Below are 18,883 nucleotides of genomic sequence, written 5' to 3'. Positions count from 1 at the left end.
TCAGCCTTCTCCTTGTTCGTTTTGTTCTTGCCGGCCGGCCTTGGCCTGCTTCGGTTCCAGAATCTGGCGGGCGATGCCGCGCAGGATGTTGACCTCTTCGGTCTCCAGCCGGGCGCGCGAGAACATGCGTTTCAAGCGCGGCATCAGCTTCTTGGGATTGTCCGGGTTGAGAAAATCGATGGCCACCAGAGCCTGCTCCAGATGCGCAAACATACCCTCGATCTCGGCCACGCTGGCGCTCTCCCCGTGGAAACCCACCTCGCCCGGCGCGCGCGCATCGCCGCTGGTTTGCATGGGACCACCCTGCACTTCCAGCTCGGTCATGCGGCATTCATAAGCCAGCACCTGCACCGCCTGCGACAGGTTCAGCGAGGAATAATCCGGATTGGCAGGAATATTGAGCAAGGCATTGCACTTCTGCACCACCTCATTGGGCAGGCCAAAGCGTTCATTGCCGAACAAGAGTGCCGCATTCAGGCCGGTGTCACGGGAAAGCTGCCCCGCCAGCTCGCGCGGCGACACCACCGGCGGCGAGAATTCACGCAAACGGGCACTGACAGCGGCAGCGAAGTTGCATCCCTGCAACGCTTCTTCCACGCTGCCAACGATGCGTGCATTTTGCAACACATCGAGCGCGCCGCTGGCGAAGGCAATGGCTTCATCTTCCTTCACCGCGTCCGGAAAGCGCGGATTGACCAGCACCAGCTCCGAAAAGCCCATGGTCTTGATGGCCCGTGCGGCCGAGCCGATGTTGCCGGGACTGCTGGTATTGACCAGCACGAAACGCAAACGGCTGAAAAGAGATTGTCCTGACACTTGCTTGTTCATTTAAAATAGCGGGATTCGCGCCCCAGGATCAGATGTTGGCAAAACGCCAATATTGCAGCAAGGCTGTCAACCCAGGTCGACTTTGTTAGCCGACTTGACCGACGCCACTGCCCCTGGACTGCCTGGCAAACCCGCAAGCATAACAGCCGCGGGCGGCGCAACGCTCATTAATTTCATCGTCGCACTGGTTTGACTGCCGGGTTTCGCCTGGCCAGCTGTTCCGCATGCTTGTCGCGGAAGGCCGGCTGGTCGGCCATGGCGACGATGAGCAACGCAGCCATCGTCTTCGGTGGCCGCAATTTTAACGGAACCATCGGAATGATCATCCCACCCATGCTCAATACGGCGATCAAGGCAGCCCGCCGCGCCGCTACCATCATCAACCGCGCGTCCTTCGACGTGTCGCTGCTGAAAGTGTCGAAGAAGTCGCACAACGACTTCGTCACCGAGGTGGACAAGGCAGCCGAGGATGCCATCATCGACGTGCTCAAGAACGCCTACCCCGACCACGCCATCCTGGCCGAGGAATCGGGTGCGTCCGACAACCTGCACGATGAAAACGAAAACGTCTGGATCATCGATCCGCTGGACGGCACCACCAACTTCATCCACGGTTTCCCGCAATACTGCGTCTCGATCGCCCTGCAACAGCGCGGCATCATCACGCAAGCCGTGGTCTACGACCCCACCCGCAACGACCTCTTTACCGCCTCCAAGGGTGCCGGCGCCTACCTGAACGAAAAGCGCATCCGCGTGGGCAAGCGCGACAAGATCGCCGACGCCCTGATCGGTACCGGCTTCCCCTTCCGTGACCTCGATGGCCTGAACGAATACGTCACCATGTTCAAGGTCATGACCGAGCACAGCGCCGGCCTGCGCCGCCCGGGCGCGGCCGCACTGGACCTGGCCTATGTGGCCGCCGGCCGCCTGGACGGCTTCTTCGAAAAGGGCTTGAAGCCCTGGGACATCGCCGCCGGCTCCCTGCTGGTGACCGAAGCGGGCGGTATCGTGGGTACCTTCAAGGGTGACTCCGACTACCTCTACAAGGGCGACGTCATCGCCGGCAGTCCGAAGATCTTCGCGCAGCAAGTGAACCTGCTCTCCGAATTCGCCTGAACGACGCCATTGCAATAAACCCGTCTCCTCATGGCGTCCGGCATTGCTGCTATAGTGCGGCTACCGGCGCAGACCGAGGAGACGACATGAACATTCCTTCCCAACAAGCCAGCAACGAGCAGGCCCATTGCGCGTTGCCGCCCGGCTACCACAGCGTCACTCCCTACCTGATCGTCAAGACCTCGGCTGATGCCATCGCCTTCTACCGGCGCGCCTTCGACGCCGCCGAGATCATGCGACTGGACGGCCCGCACGGCAAGGTCTGGCATGCCGAGATCCAGATCGGCAATGCCCGCATCATGCTGGCCGACGAACATCCCGAACTCGGTTTCCTGAGCCCGCAAACCCTGGGCGGCGCAGGCGTGAGCCTGCTGATCTATGTCGCCGATGTCGATACGGTATTCACCCAGGCGCTTGCCGCCGGGGCGGTGCAACTGCGCCCGGTTCAGAACCAGTTCTACGGTGATCGTTCCGGCACCCTGCGCGATCCCTTCGGTCATGTCTGGTCCATTGCCACGCATATCGAAGATCTCAGCAATGAAGAAATCTGCGCGCGCTCGCGCGAGATGCTGGCGCGCCGCTGCAAGAAGCTGGCCGACGAAAAGAACTGATCCATCCTGACCAGAATACGACCGGAAGCCCCATGCCCTTTGCCCTCAGCGACAACCGCAAGATTCACTACCAGGTCGAGGGCCGAGGCCCGTCCCTGCTGCTGCACCACGGCTTTACAAGCAGCCTGGAAGCCTGGCGTTTCTTCGGCTTCACGGCGGTGTTGCGCGAGCACTACCAGGTCATCCAGTTCGATGCGCTGGGCCACGGCCAGAGCGACAAGCCGCATGATCCAGCCGCCTACACCCAAGTGCAGCGTTGCCGCGATGCCCTGGCCGTGCTGGATGCAGTGGGCATTGAACGAACCCACTTCTTCGGTTATTCGCTGGGCGGCTGGGTCGGCTACGGCCTGGTGCGCCATGCGCCCGAACGGCTGCACAGCCTCATCCTGGGTGCTGCGCACCCGTATGAAGATCGCAGCTGGGATGGCTTCCACGGCATCGACGGACGCGATCCGGAAGCCTTCATCGCCACCTTCGAAGGCTTGCTCGACGAACAGATTTCAGCGCAAGTGAAGATGCTCATCCGTGCCAATGACCTGGAGGCGCTGGCCGCTGCCGCCCAGCAGCCGCGCCCCTCGCAGGAAGACCTGCTGGCCCGCATGGACCTGCCCTGCCTGCTCTTCTGCGGCGATGCCGATGCGCGTCATGCGGCAGTCCAACGTACGGCGGCCTTGTTGCCGCAGGGTGAATTCGTCAGCTTGCCGGGCGTGACCCACTTCGGCGGGCTGATGCAGAGCGCACTGGTTTTGCCGCCCGTGCTGAGCTTTCTGGCACAGCGTCACCGATGAGCTGAACGCGGGCCTGTCTCAAAATAATTCACGTCGTACGCGGGCTGCGCTGTTATACTGCGGCCTGCGCGGCGTATAGCCAGTCAAGTCCGCGCCCTCCTCAAGTTCCAACCCGTTTGCCTGCGACTGGCGCCCGCAAGGGGCCACAGGCCAAACCCCAATTTCAGAGTCTCATGTCATTTTCCGCGCTCGGCTTGTCCGACGAAATCGTTCGTGCCGTTTCCGAACAAGGCTATACCTCCCCCACCCCGATTCAGGCCCAAGCCGTCCCCGCCGTGCTCTCCGGCGGTGACCTGCTGGCTGGTGCCCAGACCGGCACCGGCAAGACCGCCGGCTTCACCCTGCCGCTGCTGCAACGCCTCTCGGCCATGCCGCGCCAGAAGATCAACGGCCACCTGCCCATCCGCGCGCTGATCCTGGCGCCCACCCGAGAACTGGCAGCCCAGGTCGAAGAAAGCGTGCGCCAGTACGGCAAGTACCTGCCGCTGACCTCCGCCTGCATCTTCGGCGGCGTCGGCATCCATCCGCAGATCGCGCTCTTGAAGCGCGGCGTCGATATTCTGGTCGCCACCCCCGGCCGCCTGCTGGACCACATGCAGCAAGGCACCGTGAACCTGCAGCACATCCAGATCCTGGTGCTGGACGAAGCCGACCGCATGCTGGACATGGGCTTCATCCGCGACATCCGCAAGGTGCTGGCCGCGCTGCCGCCCAAGCGTCAGAACCTGCTCTTCTCGGCCACCTTCGCCGATGAAATCAAGAAGCTGGCCGACAGCCTGTTGAACAACCCGGCCCTGATCGAAGTGGCGCGCCGCAACTCCACCGTGGAAGTGATCGCCCAGAAGATCCACCCGGTCGACCGCGACAAGAAGCACCCCATGCTGGCGCACCTGATCAAGACCCACCAGTGGAAGCAGGTGCTGGTCTTCACCCGCACCAAGCACGGCGCCAACAAGCTGGTCGAGCAACTGGCGCGCGACGGCATCACCGCCATGGCGATCCACGGCAACAAGAGCCAGTCGGCCCGCACCAAGGCGCTGGCCGAATTCAAGGACGGCAAGCTGACCGCCCTGATCGCCACCGACATCGCCGCGCGTGGCATCGACATCGACCAGCTGCCGCACGTGGTCAACTACGATCTGCCCAATGTGCCGGAAGATTACGTCCACCGCATCGGCCGCACCGGCCGCGCCGGCGCTACCGGCGAAGCCGTCTCGCTGGTCTGCGTGGATGAGCGCGACCTGCTGCACGACATCGAGCGCTTCATCAAGCGCGAAATCCCGGTGGAAGTGATCGCCGGTTTCGAACCCGATCCGACCGCCAAGCCGCAACCGATCCAGCTGCGCAGCGGCCAGGGCCGTCACCAGAACGGTGGCGGACGTGGTGGTCAACGCAGCGCCCCGCGCAAGCCGGCCGGCAACGGCAATGCAGCAGCACCCAAGCCGGCCGGTGGCAGCGCCGCTCATGGCCAGGCCGCCAAGCCGCGCGCAGCAGCCAATGGCAACGGTAACGGCAATGCCGCCCGCGGCCAGGGTGGACGTGGCAATGGCGGCGGCAACGGGGGCAATGCGGGCAACGGCGGCAACAATGCCAACCGCGCTCCCAAGCCTGCCAATGCCAACGGCCAGCCGCGCAATGCCGGCCAGCAGCAGCGCCAGGGTGGTCCGCGTCCGTCGGCCCTGACCCATGGCGGCCAGCGCGCAGCGGGCAAGTAAGGCCGCGCCGTGCATCGTCCATCACGATAAAGGGAAGACATGAGTGTGACCGTCATCAAGGCCGACCTCGGCAACGCCGCCCACGCGGCAGCACTGTTCGAGACTCTCAATGCCTACGCTTGCGACGCCATGGGCGGCGGCAAGCAGCTCTCCGACTACGTGCGCGAGCACCTGGCCGCCGAGCTGAAGAAACGTCCCACCGCCCATGTCTTCCTGGCCTTCGATGGCGAGACCCCGGCGGGTCTGGCGACCTGCATCGAAGGTTTCTCCACCTTCGCCTGCAAGCCGCTGCTCAATCTGCATGACCTGGCCGTGATGCCGGCCTATCGCGGCCAGGGCGTGGCCAGGCTGCTGCTGGCGGCGGTTGAAGAACAAGCCCGCCAGCTGGGTTGCTGCAAGCTCACGCTGGAGGTCCTGGAAGGCAATGCAGTGGCGCGCTCGCTGTATCGCGCCTGCGGCTTCGAGGGCTACGAACTGAAAGCCGAAACCGGCAAGGCCATGTTCATGCAGAAGCCGCTGAGCTGAACGCTGCCTGCCTGACCGTGCGAAAAAAAAATGCCCGCATCCAATGATGCGGGCATTTTTGTTTTTGCTGCTCTTACGTCTTCACTGTCATTTTCTTGAGAACAGGAAAAGGCCGCTGAGCAACAACAAGGACTACGCAAGATTTCCGGATATCCGAAAACAATCTCCATCAAGGACGCCTGCCGATCTCAACGGTTTCGCGCGTCCAGGCCCGCGCCTGCTCAGTCAAGGTCAAGCCGAGACCTGGGCGGGTAGGTACCAGCATCCGGCCATCCTTCAATTCCAGTCTTTCGTTGAACAAGGGCTCCAGCCACTCGAAATGTTCAAGCCAGGGTTCGGTCGGATAGGCTGCGGCCAGATGGACATGAAGTTCCATCGCAAAGTGCGGCGCCAGCATCAATCCGGCGTGGCTGGCCAGGCCGGCCACCTTGAGGAAGGGCGTAATGCCGCCCACACGCGGACCATCCGGCATGAGGTAGTCTGCGGCACGATGGCGGATCAGCTCGCCATGCTCGGCTGCACTGGTCAGCATTTCTCCGGTAGCAATCGGCGTATCGAACTGGGCTGCAAGCGCAGCATGGCCCTCGTAGTCATAGCAATCCAGCGGCTCTTCGATCCAGATCAGGTTGAATTTCTCGAAGATGCGGCACATGCGTTGCGCCGTCGGGCGATCCCATTGTTGGTTGGCATCGACCATCAAGGGGAAATCGCCCAGATGCTCGCGAACGGTTTGGACTCGCTTGATGTCGATTGCGCAGTCAGGCTGACCGACCTTGAGCTTGATACCTCCGATCCCCTTTTCGCGCGACGCCGTGGTATTGACCAACAACTGATCCAGCGGGGTATGCAGGAATCCCCCGCTCGTGTTGTAGCAGCGCACCGAGTCGCGATGCGAACCCAGCAGCTTTGCCAAAGACAGGCCGGCACGTTTGGACTTCATATCCCACAGAGCCACGTCGAACGCGCCGATGGCCTGTGTCGACAGACCGCTGCGGCCAACTGATGCACCTGCCCAGCACAGCTTGTCCCATATCTTGCCGATGTCATTGGGATCTTCTCCCAAGATGGTCGGCGCGATCTCCCTGGCGTGCGCAAATTGGCCTGGTCCGCCGGCGCGTTTGGAGTAACTGAAGCCGAGCCCTTGGTGACCATCCGCCGTCTCGATTTCGACGAACAGCATGGCGATTTCGGTCATCGGTTTCTGGCGCCCGGTCAGTACCTTGGCGTCGCTGATCGGATTGGCCAACGGCAGGAAGGTGGACGAGATTCGGACCCACTCGATCTTGTCGCCGCTGGCCGAAGCTTGATGTGTGCTGATATTCATTTGTAGATCCCTACGAGAAGTGACGATGGAAAAGAGGAAACGTGGCATCAGGCACGTTGATTCAAGCCATTCCAGAGACCTGAGTGCTGGATGGACTACCGTGGTCACCCACATCCAGACGTTCCAGCTTGCCCACGATAAAGAGATACGAGCAGGCACCGATTGCCGCCACCACGCCCACATAGGTCAGCGCTGCTTCGAATGATCCCGTGGTCTTGACGAAATAGCCGATCGCAATCGGCGTCACGATGCTGGCGAGGTTGCCAAACAGGTTGAACATGCCGCCGGCGATCCCCATGGACTCCTTCGGCGACACGTCGCCGACGATGCACCAGCCAAGGTTGCCGACACCTTTGGCGAAAAACGCCAGCGACATGACTGCAATCACAATCGATACCGAGGAGACGTAGTTGGCCACGACGATCGAACAGGACGCGAACAAGCCAATGATGATCGGCGTCTTGCGGGCAGCGGTCAGACTGAAGCCGCGACGGATCATCCAGTCCGACCAGACGCCGCCGACCATGCCGCCAACGAAGCCGGCCAAGGGCGGAATCGCGGCAACCAGGCCGACCTTCAGGATCGACAGACCCTTGGCCTCCATCAAGTAGGTCGGGAACCAGGTCAGGAAGAACCAGGTAATGGAGGTCAGGCAGAACTGTCCGAGGTAGATGCCAACCATCATGCGGTTGGCGGAGATCGACTTGATATTGCTCCAGGAGAACGGCGTCTTCACATCGCCGATGGTAGGCATGCCGCCGCCTTGTTCGATGTATTCGATCTCGGCCTTGCTGGTGAGTTTGTGCTTCTTCGGTTCCTGCACCACAGCGAACCAGATCAAGCCCAAACCGATACCAGCAGCACCGGTGACGAAGAAGATGTGATGCCATCCCCAGGTGCTGAGGGTCCAGGTCATGATGGGCGTAAACGCCGCCAGAGCAAAGTATTGTGCGGACTGGAACACCGCAGTCGCCAATCCCCGCTCATGCTTGGGAAACCACATCACGGTGAGTCGGTTGTTCGCCGGGAACGCGGGAGCCTCCGCAACGCCCATCAGGAAGCGCAGCGTGAACAGCACCAGGAAGGCCGACGAAAACAGGTCGACATATCCCTGCAGGAAAGTGAAGGCGGACCAGATGATCAGGCTAAGGCCATACAAAACCCGCGAACCGATGCGATCCAGCAGTATTCCTCCCGGGATCTGCATGAGCGTGTAGGCCCAGCCGAACGCCGAGAAGGCAATCCCCATGGTGATGGCATCGAAACCCAGATCCTTGCGCATTGCGGGGGCAGCGATGGATAAAGTGGCCCGGTCAACGTAATTGAACACGGTCACGATGAAAATCATGGCAAGGATGAGATAGCGGATCTTCGTCCGTTTGTGCGTAGAGGTCGCTGCTGACTGCATGTTGTCTCCTTTGAGTAGTTTTTTTGCGATTGAAATGGTGATTACACCGCATATGATTGCGCAATCATTTTTGGATGCACGAAAACAATATCTGTATGAAGGACTTTCGGATTGGAAATTGCCGTCCAGCGATGACGGCAGCACCTGCTGGCTCAGGCCACGGCTGCCGGGCTTTACAGGATCAAGGAATTGTTGAACTTTCACTGCTCGCTCGGTAGCGCCAGCGACTGCCGCACATCGGGCATGAAGCACAACGGCTCCTGATTCATCTCATCGAAGGAAACGTCAGGAAAAAAGCAAAGCAATGATTGCGCAATCATTCTAGGCGTCAGCATTCACCCTGGTCAACTCATTTTTGATTGCGCTATCATGAGCACTCGCATCAACCGGCACCGAGCCGACTTCCGCCTGCACAATGAAACAAACCGAGCACCTTTCTCCGCCCTCCATTGAAGAGCCACCCGTGCACGGAGGTTCGCTTTTATTGTTACCAAACAGAAACAGTGTGACGCTCAAAGATGTCGCGCGCGTGGCAGGGGTCTCCCCGATCACGGTCTCCCGTGCCATACACAGGCCGGAATTGGTGAAACCGCATACCGTGGAAGCCGTGCAGCGGGCGGTCAGAGTGACGGGCTACATCCCCAACCAGCTTGCTGGTGCCTTGACGGGACGAAAAACCCGCTTGATCGCAGCCATCGTGCCCCAGATTTCCAATTCAATCTTCGTTGAAACCATTCAAGCGTTGTCCGACCGTCTGTGGCGAGCGAACTATCAACTACTGCTCGGACTCTCCGGCTACTACAACGCCCGGGAAGAAGAACTGATGTCGGCCATTCTCAGCCGGCGCCCGGATGGCATCGTCCTGACCGGCATCCGACATACGCCCGAAATCCGGCAGAAAATTCTTTCCACCGGTGCCCCGGTCGTGGAGATATGGGATCAATCGCTCTCCCCCATTGATATGGTGGTCGGCTTCTCCCATGAAAAAGTGGGGGAAGCCATGGCGACGCATCTGCTGGAACGCGGCTACAGGAACATTGCGATCCTATGGCTGGATGATGACCGTTCCACACGCAGGCGTATGGCCTTCAACGAGAAATTGCAGAGCCACGGAGTGACAGCGGTGGCGACCGTCCTCAGCGCCTCGCCTGCGACCTTGCAGCACGGAAGAGAGGGCCTGGCGGAACTGCTGGCCCAGGGGTACAAGTTCGACGCCATCGCTTGCGGCAGCGATCCGCTCGCGCACGGCGTTCTTACCGAATCACTCGCCCGTGGCATCCACATCCCGGACCAGCTCGGCGTGATCGGGTTCGGCGATTTTGATTTTGCTGCGCACACACACCCTGCCCTGACCACCGTAAAGGTAGACCGCCGAGCCATCGGCGAGCTGGCTGCGGATGCCTTGCTGCAGAAAATCGCGGGAAAAGAACCGAAGCAGCGCATCGTTGACGTCGGATTCCAGGTGGTGGTTCGCGCAACAACCTGAGGCAAGCCATGTATCGGTTGCCATGGCCGATCATTCTTCGAATTATTTCTTCACCTCCGATCAGCCCCCACCTGCCTCAGGCCCGGTATTTCACGCCCGGCAGGATGCACAACATTTCATACGCCAGATTGGCCGCCACCAGCGCGGTAGTCCCGGCCTGGTCATAGGGTGGAGACACCTCCACCACATCGGCCGAGACGATATCGAGCCCCTTGCATCCACGAATGATTTCCAAGCCCTGCTGCACCGTCAGCCCGCCAATCTCCGGCGTGCCGGTGCCGGGGGCAAAGGCGGGGTCCAGGCCATCGATGTCGAAGGTGAGATAGACCGGGCCATCCCCCATCTGCGTACGTACCTCTTCCATCAGCGGCGCCAGCGAACGGTGCCAGCAGGCTTCGGCCTGCACCACCCGGAAGCCCTGGGCGCGGCACCAGTCGAAGTCGTCGGCGTGATAGCCGGTACCGCGCAGGCCGATCTGCACCACCCGCTGCGGGTCCAGCAAGCCTTCCTCGAAGGCGCGCCGGAACGGTGTACCGTGGGCGATCTTCTCGCCGTTCATGGTGTCATTGACGTCAGCATGGGCATCCACGTGGATCAGCCCGACCGGGCCGCGATGACGCGCCATGGCGCGCAGGATGGGCAAGGTCAGCGTGTGGTCGCCTCCCAGGCTGATGGTCTTGCAGCCGGTGGCATAGATGCGCTCATACGCCTCTTCGATCATGCGCACAGAATCCAGCAGGCTGTAAGGATTGAGGGCGACGTCGCCCAGATCGGCCACCTTCAGGGAATCGAAGGGCGCGGCACGGGTGGCCATGTTGTAGGGGCGCAGCAGTACCGATTCCGTACGGATCTGGCGCGGCCCGAAACGCGTCCCCGAGCGGTTGGAGGTGCCGATATCCAGCGGTACGCCCACGAAACCCACATCCAGCCCGAGCGGATTGTCCACATGCGGCAGCCGCATCATGGTGGCGATACCACCAAAACGCGGCATCACGTTACCGCCGAGAGGTTGATAGAGATCATGTTCCATCGATGTGCATCCTTGAGTGTTCAGTAAGATGCAGTCGATTCTAGCGAGCCATTGAAGATGGAAATATCTCGATCTGACGACGCTTGCATCGATAATTATCGATGTAAAATCGACCACGCCTCCAACCCCGCCCCCCCCCATGCTCAACAACATCTTCGATCTGGACCTGCGCCTGATCCGCGTCTTCCTGGCGGTGGTCGATTCCCACGGTGTCTCGGCGGCCCAGGCCCGGCTCAACGTCGGGCAATCCACCATCAGCACCCAGTTGAACACGCTCGAAACCCGGCTCGGCTACCGCCTCTGCGAGCGCGGCCGTTCCGGCTTCCGGCTGACCGCCAAAGGCGAGAAATTCGCCCTGGCGGCACGACGCATGATGGAAGCGCTTGATGAATTTGGCATGCAGGCGCGCCATCTCGACAAGCGCCTGGTCGGCACGCTGTCCATCGGCCTCATGGGCCACACCCCGGCGCAACACAATCACCGCCTGGCCGAGGTGATCCGTCGCTTCCGTGAGCGCGACGAAGCGGTACGCATCGAACTGCTGGTGCGCCCACCCGGCGAACTGGAAGAGATGCTGCTCAAGGGCAGCATCTCCCTTGCCATCGGCTACTTCTGGCGCCGTGTGACGGCCCTGCACTACACCCCGCTGACACTGGAACGCCAGGTGGCCTATTGCGCCCCGCCCCATCCCCTGTTCGACCAGCCCGGCGAGATCGCACCGGAACAGGCCGCCGCTTGCTCCTGGGCCTGGCGCGACTACCCGGTGCCACCCGAACACCTGCCGCTGCAACAACGCAACATCATGGCCATGACCGGCAACATGGAAGCCATGTCCATCCTCATCCTCTCCGGCCAGCACCTGGGCTATCTGCCCGAGGAAATGGGTCGTCAGTACGAGGCGCGCGGCCAGATGCGCGCCTTGAACCGGGCCAAGCTGGCCTATGACGTGGATATCAGCGTGGTCACCCATCGCAGCAGCGAGCGCACGCCCATCGTGGCGGCCTTCCTCGAAGACCTCGACCTCCCGCAAGCGCAATGAAAAAAGGGCGATGCCTGCGCATCGCCCTTTCCGTCTTCCTGCTTTTTTGCTTTTTGCTTTTTGCTTCACATCAGGCCAAACACGATCAAGCCGCCATCGCCATCCCGCGCGACTTCCCGGAGCTCAGATAGCTGGCGATGGAATCCTGCGTCACTTCGCCCACATAGCTGCCATCATTGGCGATGACCGGCATCCAGCTGGTGCTGTGCTTGTACATCTTGGAGAGCACCACCCGCAGGTTCTCTTCCGGATCGGCATTCATGGTGAAGGGTCGCACCTTGTCCTCGGCCACCCCGGTGTTGCCGCGCACGTCGCGACGGGTCAGATAGCCCAGCGCCCGGTTGTCGGCATCGATGATGGTCAGATAGCGCGAATCCTGATCATCCATCAGCGCCAGGGCCTGGTCGCAGGACACATCCGGATGGGCCGTCGCCGGCGTGGTGGCGGCCTCGCCGGCACGTACCAGCAGCAGGCGCTTCAAGGTATGGTCCTGCCCCACGAAGGCGCTGACGAAATCATCCTTGGGACGCGCCAGCAAGGTATCGGGATTATCGAACTGCACCAGCTTGCCGGCGCGGAAGACGGCCACCCGGTCGCCCAGCTTGATGGCTTCGTCGATATCGTGGCTGACCATGATGACGGTCTTGTTGAGCTGGCGCTGCATCTGGAAGAACTCGTTCTGGATCGATTCACGGTTGATCGGATCGACCGCGCCGAAGGGTTCGTCCATCAACAGCACCGGCGCATCGGCCGCCAGCGCACGGATGACGCCGATACGCTGCTGCTGGCCACCGGAGAGTTCGCGCGGATAGCGCTTCAAGAATTTCTTCGGATCCAGCGCCACCATGGCCATCAGTTCGGTGGCACGCTCCTGGCAACGCTTCTTGTCCCAGCCCAACAGGCGCGGCACGATGGTGATGTTTTCCTCGATGGTCATGTTGGGGAACAGGCCGATCTGCTGGATCACGTAGCCGATGTGGCGGCGCAGTTCCACTTCATCGATGCCGGAGGTGTCCTGGCCGTTCAAGAGCACGCGGCCCGAGGTCGGGTTGATGAGGCGATTGATCATCTTCAGGGTGGTGGTCTTGCCGCATCCCGAAGGGCCGAGGAAGACGCAGATCTCGCCTTCAGCCACCTTCAGGCTGACGGCATCCACCGCCTTGACCTGCGTACCATCCTTTTGGGTGTAGGTTTTGCTCAGTTGGTCCAGTTCGATCATTTTTGTACTCCTTTGGGTGTCAGGATTTTCTGCAGACGTTCCAGCAGGGTGTCCGCGATGATGGCCAGCACGCTGATCATCACCGCGCCCACCACGAGTTTCTGCATGTTGCTCTGGCTGATGGCATGCAGGATCAGCACGCCCAGCCCACCGGCACCGATGATGGCCGCGATGGCCATGACGCCGATGTTCATCACCACGGCAGTGCGCACACCGCCCAGGATCACGGGAACTGCCAGCGGCAGGTCCACCATGCGCAGGCGCTGCCAGAAGGTCATGCCGATGCCGATGCCGGCTTCCTTGATACCGGCCTCGATGTTCTCCAGCGCCAGATAGGTGTTGCGCATGATCGGCAAGAGCGAGTACAGGAACACGGCCGTGATGGCCGGCAAGGGACCGATGCCGGCGCCAAATTGCGAGAACACCGGGATCATCAGGCCGAACAGCGCAATCGAAGGCAGCGTCAGCACGATGGTCGCCAGTCCCATCAGGGGACCGGCCAGCCAGCGCACCCGCACGATCAGGATGCCCAGCGGTACGCCGATGGCGATGGCCAGGCTCACCGCGATGCCCACCAGCTCAAGATGCTGCAGGGTCAGCTCAAGGATGTTGCGCCAGTCCGATTGCAGGTAGTCGAAGATATTCATGGTCCCCTCCTCAGATCAGGCCGGCTTGCTTCAGGAAATCGGCAGCCACCTTGGCCACCGGTTCCTGGTCGATGTCGACACGCTTGTTCAGTTCGGTCATGGTCGCCGTGTCGATCTTGGCCGACAGGGCATTCAGTTGCGCGGCCAGCTCGGGATTCTTCTCAAGGATTTCCTGGCGCACCACCGGAGTGGCCTTGTAGGCGGCAAAGTAACCCTTGTTGTCATCCAGCAGTTGCAGATCGAAACCCTTGATGCGGCCGTCCGAAGCGTAGGTCAGGCCGACGAACAGCTGTTCATTCTTCAGCGCCGTGTAGACCAGACCGGGGTCCATCTGCTTGACTTCGCTGCGATCCAGCTTGAAGCCGTACAACTGCTGCATCGGGCCCAGGCCGTCGGGGCGCGAGGCGAACTCGTAGTCCACGCCCATGAGGTGCGGCTTGCCCCCCTCCTTTTCATCTTCGTTGATGCGCTCGGCCAGGTCCTGCAGCGAGCGGATGTGGTACTTCTCGGCCAGTTCGCGCGGCATGGCGAAGGCGTAGGTATTGTTGAGCTCCGATTGATTCAACCAGACCAGGCCGCGCGGCGCGTCCAGCTCCTTGACCTTCTGGTAGATCTGGTCGGCATCGAGCTTGTCCTCGATGTGGTTGTAGACGATCAGGGCGGTCCCGGAGTAGTCCCAGACGATGTCGAGCTGACCGCTTTCCAGCGCCGAACGCATCAGTGTGGTGCCCAGGCCGTTCTTCAGTTCGGTGTCATAACCCTTGGCGCGCAGGTATTGCGCGGTCATGTCCGAGAGCAGCAACTGCTCGGTGAAGTTCTTGCCGCCGATGACCAGGGTCTGCGCCTGCGCCCGGGCCGTGCCGAACATGGCCAGCGCCAGCGCCAGGGCGCACAGGGCGTATTTCGCAATGGTCTTGGTTGTCATGCTTTCCTCTCTACCGCTGTGCCCGATGCTGCGGGCGTGCGGTCGTTCTTGTGATGGAAATGAAATGCCGGATCAGGCCCGCAGTCCGCGACGCGCCAGGTAGAAGCCCGACAGCGAGGTCACCAGGGCATCCAGCACCAGTGCCAGCAAGGCGGTCGCGGAAGCCCCCAACAGCAGCTGGCCATGGTTGTTGAGGTAGATGCCCGGGAAAATCAGCCCGCCCAGACTCTCGCCACCGATGAGCATCGACAGTGGTGCGCTGCCGACATTGATCGCCAGTGCCGTGCGCACGCCGCCCACGATGATGGGCAGTGCATTGGGCAATTCCACCCGCAACAGGATCTGGTACGGCTTCATGCCGATGCCGCGGGCCGCTTCCTTCATGGCCGCCGGCACGTTCCTCAAGCCCTCGTAGGTATTGCGCACGATGGGCAGCAGCGAGGCCAGCCACAACGCCAGGATGGTCGGACCATTGCCGATGCCGAAGGCCGCCAGTGCCAGCGCCAGCACCGCAATGGACGGAATGGTGTTGCCGATGTTGAAGATCTGGATGAACTTTTCTGCACTGCGTTGCGCACCCGGGCGGGACAGCGCAACCCCGGCCGGAATGCCGGTGAGCAGTGCCAGCACCATCGAACTGAAGACCAGTTCCAGATGCTTGCCGGTGTAGTAGACCAGGTCACCACGATACTTCTGGATGACGTCCGGACCTATCCACCAGACCAGGCCTGCGATAACCAGCGCAAAACCAAGCGCGCCGGCGAAGACGTGACGAACACGTGTCATGTTACCCCCTGTTGGTATAGCCGAGGCGACATGACGCCGCTACGACGGGTTTCTGGAATCAATTTTTTGGAGGTTCGCTTGCCCCGTTGGGCGTATCGTTTGGATGCGAACCGAAGCTGCAAAGGCAGCGATGAAACCGAAGCGATGAAGCCAGCCTCGGCATGATGCTTACCGGACAGGGATGGGAACGGGTCACCGTGGAGAACGGGAGAGCATTCGCGCTGCCAGCCGGAAATTTGGACAACCCGCACATTGCGGATCGGACACTGCTATAGGGTCGTTGTTGAACAAGGATGTCGCGTAGACAAACGATAGTTTAAAGCAATCGCTTAATGCTGTCCAGCAATGTAGCAATGTAAATCGATAACTTACAGATCTGAAGCACTTTTAAAAGTTCCCAACAGCATGCAATATGCTACTAAAAGTGGGCATCCCGAAAACCGCCAGTGCGGCGCTATCCCTTGCCCCACGCGGTTCCCGCCGAGCTTGACGATCCGACAAGAGCGGGCAAAAAAAAATCGCCGGACCTCTGTACGAGGCCGGCGAAATTTTTTGGGGAAACGCGAGCAGAGGGCCGCGTCGCCGTCCTGCGTTCAGCGCATGGCGCCGAAGACCTTGCCGAGAATGGCGCTGCCGCTGCCCACGGGATCCTTGCGGATGGCCTTTTCTTCCTCGCCGATCATGAGGAACAAACCGTCCAGGGCGCGCTGGGTGACATAGCCTTCGACCGTGCTCTGTGAGCTGTCCACCAGTCCGGACTTGGCGACCTGGCCCATGACGGCGTTGTAGCGGCCGGAGAGGCCGTTCTTGTCGGTGATCCGCTTGACGATGGGCAGGAACTTCACGGCCAGTTCACCCGAGGTTTTCTGGCGGAAGAAGTCGGTGACGGAGGTATCGCCGCCGGCCAGGATATTCTTGGCGTCGCTCACGGACATGGACTTGACGGCGTTCATCAGCAGTGGCTTGGCCAGCGGGACGGCGGCTTCGGCGGCATGGTTCATGTCGGCCACCAGGCCATCGACCTGGCTGCCCATGCCGGTCATGCGCAGGATGGGCATGGCCTGCTCCAGAGCGCCAGGCAGCTGGATCTTGACCTTGTCATTGCCGAGGAATCCATTGGGCCGCCCCAGGTTGGCCACGGCGCTGCTGGCCCCTTTCTCCAGCGCCGCTTTGAGGCCGGCGGTGGCGTCCTGGTTGCTCAGGTCCGAGAGAGAAAAGGCGAATGCGCCACTGCAGGTGAGCACAAGGCCGACAGCCAAAGCGCGGCGCACGGCAGAGACGGGAAAACGGGTAATGGGCATGCGCGACTCCATTGTTCAGGATGCGGGGATGATAGCAGGCTGCCCCCACCTGCTCCTCATTTGCCTCGTGACAGCTCCAGCCCGGCATTGCGCGGCAGCTTGCCGCTGATCGGCACCGAAGCCACCGAAAACAGGCCGATGACCAGGAAGGCCGGCCAGAAGTCAGTTTCCACGATGGTGGCGTGGCCCTGCAGGTGATTGGACAGTTGCAGCACGATACCGGCCACCGTCACGCCCAAGCCCAGCGAGAGTTGCTGGATCACGCTGGCCAGGCTGGTCACGCGGCCGGCGTCACGATTGTCGATGTCGGCATAGGCGATCGAGTTCAGGCAGGTGAACTGCAGCGCCGGAAACACCCCGCCCATCAACACGATGGTGACGATGAGCAGGTAAGGCGTATGAATGCTGAAGATGCCATAGGCCGCCAGCGCGATACCGGCGAACACCGCATTGACCATCAGCACCGTGCGAAAACCATAGCGACGCAGCACCCGGCTGGCCAGCAGACGGATGAAGAGCGAGCCGAAGGCCGAGGCACAGGTGATGCTGCCGGCCTGGAAGGCGGTCATGCCCAGTCCCTCCTGCAGGGCCAGCGGCAACAGGAAGGGCACCGCGCCCAGACCGATGCGAAACAGAGAGCCCCCCACCACGCTGGCATGCAGCGTGGGGATGCGCAGCAGGCGGAAGTCCAGCAAGGGATACGGGATCTGGGTGGAATGGCGGTAGTACATCGCCAGCGCGATGGCGCCGATGGAACACATGGCCACCGGCGTGGCGCCATCGACCAGGTGGCTGCCGAACAGCGACAGGCCCAGCATGATCATGGCCGCGCCTACCGAGGTGAGTACGAAACCCTTCACATCCAGCGGTGCCGGATCGTCTTCCTTGAAGTTCTCGATGAAGCGGTGCGCCAGATACAACCCCAGGAAGCAGAACGGGATATTGATCAGGAACACCCAGCGCCAATGGAAGTAAGTCGTGATGAAGCCGCCCAGCAGCGGCCCGACCACCGGCCCCAGCAGCGCCGGCAAGGTGAGATAGCTGACCGCCTTGACCAGCTCGGACTTGTCCACCGAACGGGCGATGATGACCCGCCCCACCGGCACCATCATGGCCCCGCCGATACCCTGCAGGAAGCGCGCAGCCACGAAGGTCACCAAAGAACCCGAGACCGCGCAGAGGATGGAACCGGTCATGAAGACGATCATGGCCGAACTGAACACCTTGCGCGCCCCCAGCTTGTCAGCCATCCAGCCGGAAATCGGAATGAACACGCCCAGCGCCGCGACATAGGCTGTCATGGCCAGTTTGAGGGTGATCGGGTCCTGGTTGAGATCGCGCGCCAGCGCGGGCAGCGAGGTGGCCAGCACGGTGGCGTCCATGTTTTCCATGAACAGCGCACAGCCGACGATGAGCGGAATGAGCAGCGAAGGTCGCACGGTTGGCAACGGGGACAATGACAGTGGCGGAATTCCAGGGAGGCTCTTCGTTCTTCGGCCTCCTGAAGTTCAACAGTTTATACCAGTTGGCCTTTTCTTGCGGGCAAGCCGTCGGATCGCCACAACGATATGAACACTTTGGCAGACAGGCTGCCGCCTTCTGACAAGTGGCTTCACCTGGCCGGCGAGGCACTTTATCGATGCGCCCGTGGCACAATGCAGTGCGGCTTGCTGCACGAAGCAATCTTCATATCACCGCATTTCCAGCCACCCTCTCATTTGGAACCGGAATGAACAACGACACCCACAGCAAAACCTTGGGCTATCTGCTCTGGATCTTCGGATTCCTGGGCGCACACCGTTTTTACTATGGCAAGCCGGTCACTGGCACGATCTGGTTTTTCACGCTGGGCCTGCTGGGCATCGGCTGGATTGTCGACCTGTTCCTGATCCCGTCGATGGACCGCGAGGCTGATCGCCGTTTCGTGGCTGGCGAGATCAATTATTCGGTGGCCTGGTTGCTGCTGACCTTCCTGGGCATTTTTGGTGCCCATCGTCTGTACATCGGCAAGTGGATCAGCGGCATCGTGTATTTCTTCACGGGCGGTTTCTTCCTGCTGGGGGTGCTCTATGACTTCTGGACCCTCAACGCCCAGATCTCCGAGCGCAATCACGGCGGTCGCAGCTGAGCCCTGC

18 protein-coding genes are annotated in these 18,883 nt (G+C 61.3%); 8 read left to right on the top strand and 10 right to left on the bottom strand.

Going from position 1 to position 18,883, the window contains the following annotated elements; translation table 11 throughout:
• The gene (locus tag ACODSZ_RS09605) at positions 1-828 is read right to left on the bottom strand and encodes an RNA methyltransferase (RefSeq protein ID WP_488927481.1); all 828 of its coding nucleotides are present in this window, start codon (positions 826-828) and stop codon (positions 1-3) included.
• A gap of 318 nt (positions 829-1,146) precedes the next feature.
• Between ACODSZ_RS09605 and ACODSZ_RS09600 the strand changes: the two genes are divergently transcribed.
• The 5 genes from ACODSZ_RS09600 to ACODSZ_RS09580 all read left to right on the top strand — a co-directional run bounded on the left by ACODSZ_RS09600 (position 1,147) and on the right by ACODSZ_RS09580 (position 5,583).
• Positions 1,147-1,944 (top strand): inositol monophosphatase family protein, encoded by a 798-nt coding sequence (locus ACODSZ_RS09600; RefSeq protein ID WP_006712869.1) that lies wholly within the window; start codon positions 1,147-1,149, stop codon positions 1,942-1,944.
• An 86-nt stretch (positions 1,945-2,030) separates the two neighbouring features.
• Complete coding sequence (locus ACODSZ_RS09595; RefSeq protein WP_008327569.1) at positions 2,031-2,555, top strand: VOC family protein; 525 nt, start codon at positions 2,031-2,033, stop codon at positions 2,553-2,555.
• 32 nt (positions 2,556-2,587) lie between these two features.
• Entirely contained in the window at positions 2,588-3,343 is a 756-nt protein-coding gene (locus ACODSZ_RS09590; RefSeq protein WP_175343217.1) for an alpha/beta fold hydrolase, read from the top strand.
• Positions 3,344-3,516: 173 nt separating this feature from the next.
• Positions 3,517-5,058 carry a DEAD/DEAH box helicase gene (locus ACODSZ_RS09585; protein ID WP_175343216.1) on the top strand — a complete coding sequence of 514 codons (1,542 nt, stop codon included), beginning with the start codon at positions 3,517-3,519 and terminating at the stop codon, positions 5,056-5,058.
• Between the two features lie 39 nt (positions 5,059-5,097).
• Entirely contained in the window at positions 5,098-5,583 is a 486-nt protein-coding gene (locus tag ACODSZ_RS09580) for a GNAT family N-acetyltransferase (RefSeq protein WP_175343215.1), read from the top strand.
• A 169-nt stretch (positions 5,584-5,752) separates the two neighbouring features.
• Here ACODSZ_RS09580 and ACODSZ_RS09575 read toward each other — a convergent pair whose 3' ends face one another.
• Together ACODSZ_RS09575 and ACODSZ_RS09570 are read right to left on the bottom strand one after the other, a co-directional pair.
• Positions 5,753-6,907 carry an L-talarate/galactarate dehydratase gene (locus ACODSZ_RS09575; protein WP_175343287.1) on the bottom strand — a complete coding sequence of 385 codons (1,155 nt, stop codon included), beginning with the start codon at positions 6,905-6,907 and terminating at the stop codon, positions 5,753-5,755.
• Between the two features lie 61 nt (positions 6,908-6,968).
• Positions 6,969-8,315, bottom strand: a complete 1,347-nt coding sequence (locus ACODSZ_RS09570) for an MFS transporter (protein ID WP_175343286.1) — start codon at positions 8,313-8,315, stop codon at positions 6,969-6,971.
• Positions 8,316-8,730: 415 nt separating this feature from the next.
• Between ACODSZ_RS09570 and ACODSZ_RS09565 the strand changes: the two genes are divergently transcribed.
• The gene (locus ACODSZ_RS09565; RefSeq protein ID WP_175343214.1) at positions 8,731-9,801 is read left to right on the top strand and encodes a LacI family DNA-binding transcriptional regulator; all 1,071 of its coding nucleotides are present in this window, start codon (positions 8,731-8,733) and stop codon (positions 9,799-9,801) included.
• A 76-nt stretch (positions 9,802-9,877) separates the two neighbouring features.
• On the opposite strand, the gene speB is transcribed toward ACODSZ_RS09565, so the two are convergent.
• Positions 9,878-10,831 (bottom strand): agmatinase, encoded by a 954-nt coding sequence (gene speB / locus ACODSZ_RS09560; protein WP_175343213.1) that lies wholly within the window; start codon positions 10,829-10,831, stop codon positions 9,878-9,880.
• A 139-nt stretch (positions 10,832-10,970) separates the two neighbouring features.
• Between speB and ACODSZ_RS09555 the strand changes: the two genes are divergently transcribed.
• Positions 10,971-11,870, top strand: coding sequence for a LysR family transcriptional regulator (locus ACODSZ_RS09555; RefSeq protein ID WP_488927480.1), 900 nt, complete (start codon positions 10,971-10,973; stop codon positions 11,868-11,870).
• 85 nt (positions 11,871-11,955) lie between these two features.
• Here the strand turns inward: ACODSZ_RS09555 and ACODSZ_RS09550 are convergent, their stop codons facing one another.
• The 6 genes from ACODSZ_RS09550 to ACODSZ_RS09525 form a co-directional block, all read right to left on the bottom strand.
• Entirely contained in the window at positions 11,956-13,089 is a 1,134-nt protein-coding gene (locus tag ACODSZ_RS09550) for an ABC transporter ATP-binding protein (protein WP_008327561.1), read from the bottom strand.
• The gene (locus ACODSZ_RS09545) at positions 13,086-13,736 is read right to left on the bottom strand and encodes an ABC transporter permease (RefSeq protein ID WP_008327559.1); all 651 of its coding nucleotides are present in this window, start codon (positions 13,734-13,736) and stop codon (positions 13,086-13,088) included. The genes ACODSZ_RS09550 and ACODSZ_RS09545 overlap by 4 nt, the downstream gene beginning before the upstream one ends.
• A 10-nt stretch (positions 13,737-13,746) precedes the next feature.
• The gene (locus ACODSZ_RS09540; RefSeq protein WP_488927479.1) at positions 13,747-14,661 is read right to left on the bottom strand and encodes a glycine betaine ABC transporter substrate-binding protein; all 915 of its coding nucleotides are present in this window, start codon (positions 14,659-14,661) and stop codon (positions 13,747-13,749) included.
• A gap of 72 nt (positions 14,662-14,733) precedes the next feature.
• Positions 14,734-15,447 (bottom strand): ABC transporter permease, encoded by a 714-nt coding sequence (locus ACODSZ_RS09535; RefSeq protein WP_488927478.1) that lies wholly within the window; start codon positions 15,445-15,447, stop codon positions 14,734-14,736.
• A gap of 593 nt (positions 15,448-16,040) precedes the next feature.
• On the bottom strand, positions 16,041-16,748 hold the full coding sequence (locus tag ACODSZ_RS09530) for a DUF4197 domain-containing protein (protein ID WP_175343208.1): 708 nt from the start codon (positions 16,746-16,748) through the stop codon (positions 16,041-16,043).
• Positions 16,749-16,804: 56 nt separating this feature from the next.
• The gene (locus ACODSZ_RS09525) at positions 16,805-18,139 is read right to left on the bottom strand and encodes an MFS transporter (protein WP_081486064.1); all 1,335 of its coding nucleotides are present in this window, start codon (positions 18,137-18,139) and stop codon (positions 16,805-16,807) included.
• A 338-nt stretch (positions 18,140-18,477) separates the two neighbouring features.
• Between ACODSZ_RS09525 and ACODSZ_RS09520 the strand changes: the two genes are divergently transcribed.
• Positions 18,478-18,876, top strand: a complete 399-nt coding sequence (locus tag ACODSZ_RS09520; protein ID WP_008327547.1) for an NINE protein — start codon at positions 18,478-18,480, stop codon at positions 18,874-18,876.
• Positions 18,877-18,883: the final 7 nt, after the last annotated feature.

The sequence above is a fragment of the Herbaspirillum sp. FG34 genome, assembly GCF_057809315.1.
Note: the sequence above shows the minus strand (reverse complement) of the source record. Positions and strands in the feature narration are given on the sequence as shown.

Excerpts from the sequence above, each read along its gene's own strand:
- ACODSZ_RS09600 (WP_006712869.1), top strand. The coding sequence starts at position 1,147 with ATGATCATCCCACCCATGCTCAATACGGCGATCAAGGCAGCCCGCCGC.
- ACODSZ_RS09545 (WP_008327559.1), bottom strand. The coding sequence starts at position 13,736 with ATGAATATCTTCGACTACCTGCAATCGGACTGGCGCAACATCCTTGAG.
- ACODSZ_RS09555 (WP_488927480.1), top strand. The coding sequence starts at position 10,971 with ATGCTCAACAACATCTTCGATCTGGACCTGCGCCTGATCCGCGTCTTC.
- ACODSZ_RS09520 (WP_008327547.1), top strand. The coding sequence starts at position 18,478 with ATGAACAACGACACCCACAGCAAAACCTTGGGCTATCTGCTCTGGATC.
- ACODSZ_RS09530 (WP_175343208.1), bottom strand. The coding sequence starts at position 16,748 with ATGCCCATTACCCGTTTTCCCGTCTCTGCCGTGCGCCGCGCTTTGGCT.
- ACODSZ_RS09580 (WP_175343215.1), top strand. The coding sequence starts at position 5,098 with ATGAGTGTGACCGTCATCAAGGCCGACCTCGGCAACGCCGCCCACGCG.
- ACODSZ_RS09595 (WP_008327569.1), top strand. The coding sequence starts at position 2,031 with ATGAACATTCCTTCCCAACAAGCCAGCAACGAGCAGGCCCATTGCGCG.
- ACODSZ_RS09575 (WP_175343287.1), bottom strand. The coding sequence starts at position 6,907 with ATGAATATCAGCACACATCAAGCTTCGGCCAGCGGCGACAAGATCGAG.
- speB (WP_175343213.1), bottom strand. The coding sequence starts at position 10,831 with ATGGAACATGATCTCTATCAACCTCTCGGCGGTAACGTGATGCCGCGT.
- ACODSZ_RS09565 (WP_175343214.1), top strand. The coding sequence starts at position 8,731 with ATGAAACAAACCGAGCACCTTTCTCCGCCCTCCATTGAAGAGCCACCC.
- ACODSZ_RS09605 (WP_488927481.1), bottom strand. The coding sequence starts at position 828 with ATGAACAAGCAAGTGTCAGGACAATCTCTTTTCAGCCGTTTGCGTTTC.
- ACODSZ_RS09540 (WP_488927479.1), bottom strand. The coding sequence starts at position 14,661 with ATGACAACCAAGACCATTGCGAAATACGCCCTGTGCGCCCTGGCGCTG.
- ACODSZ_RS09570 (WP_175343286.1), bottom strand. The coding sequence starts at position 8,315 with ATGCAGTCAGCAGCGACCTCTACGCACAAACGGACGAAGATCCGCTAT.
- ACODSZ_RS09525 (WP_081486064.1), bottom strand. The coding sequence starts at position 18,139 with ATGGAAAACATGGACGCCACCGTGCTGGCCACCTCGCTGCCCGCGCTG.
- ACODSZ_RS09550 (WP_008327561.1), bottom strand. The coding sequence starts at position 13,089 with ATGATCGAACTGGACCAACTGAGCAAAACCTACACCCAAAAGGATGGT.
- ACODSZ_RS09585 (WP_175343216.1), top strand. The coding sequence starts at position 3,517 with ATGTCATTTTCCGCGCTCGGCTTGTCCGACGAAATCGTTCGTGCCGTT.
- ACODSZ_RS09535 (WP_488927478.1), bottom strand. The coding sequence starts at position 15,447 with ATGACACGTGTTCGTCACGTCTTCGCCGGCGCGCTTGGTTTTGCGCTG.
- ACODSZ_RS09590 (WP_175343217.1), top strand. The coding sequence starts at position 2,588 with ATGCCCTTTGCCCTCAGCGACAACCGCAAGATTCACTACCAGGTCGAG.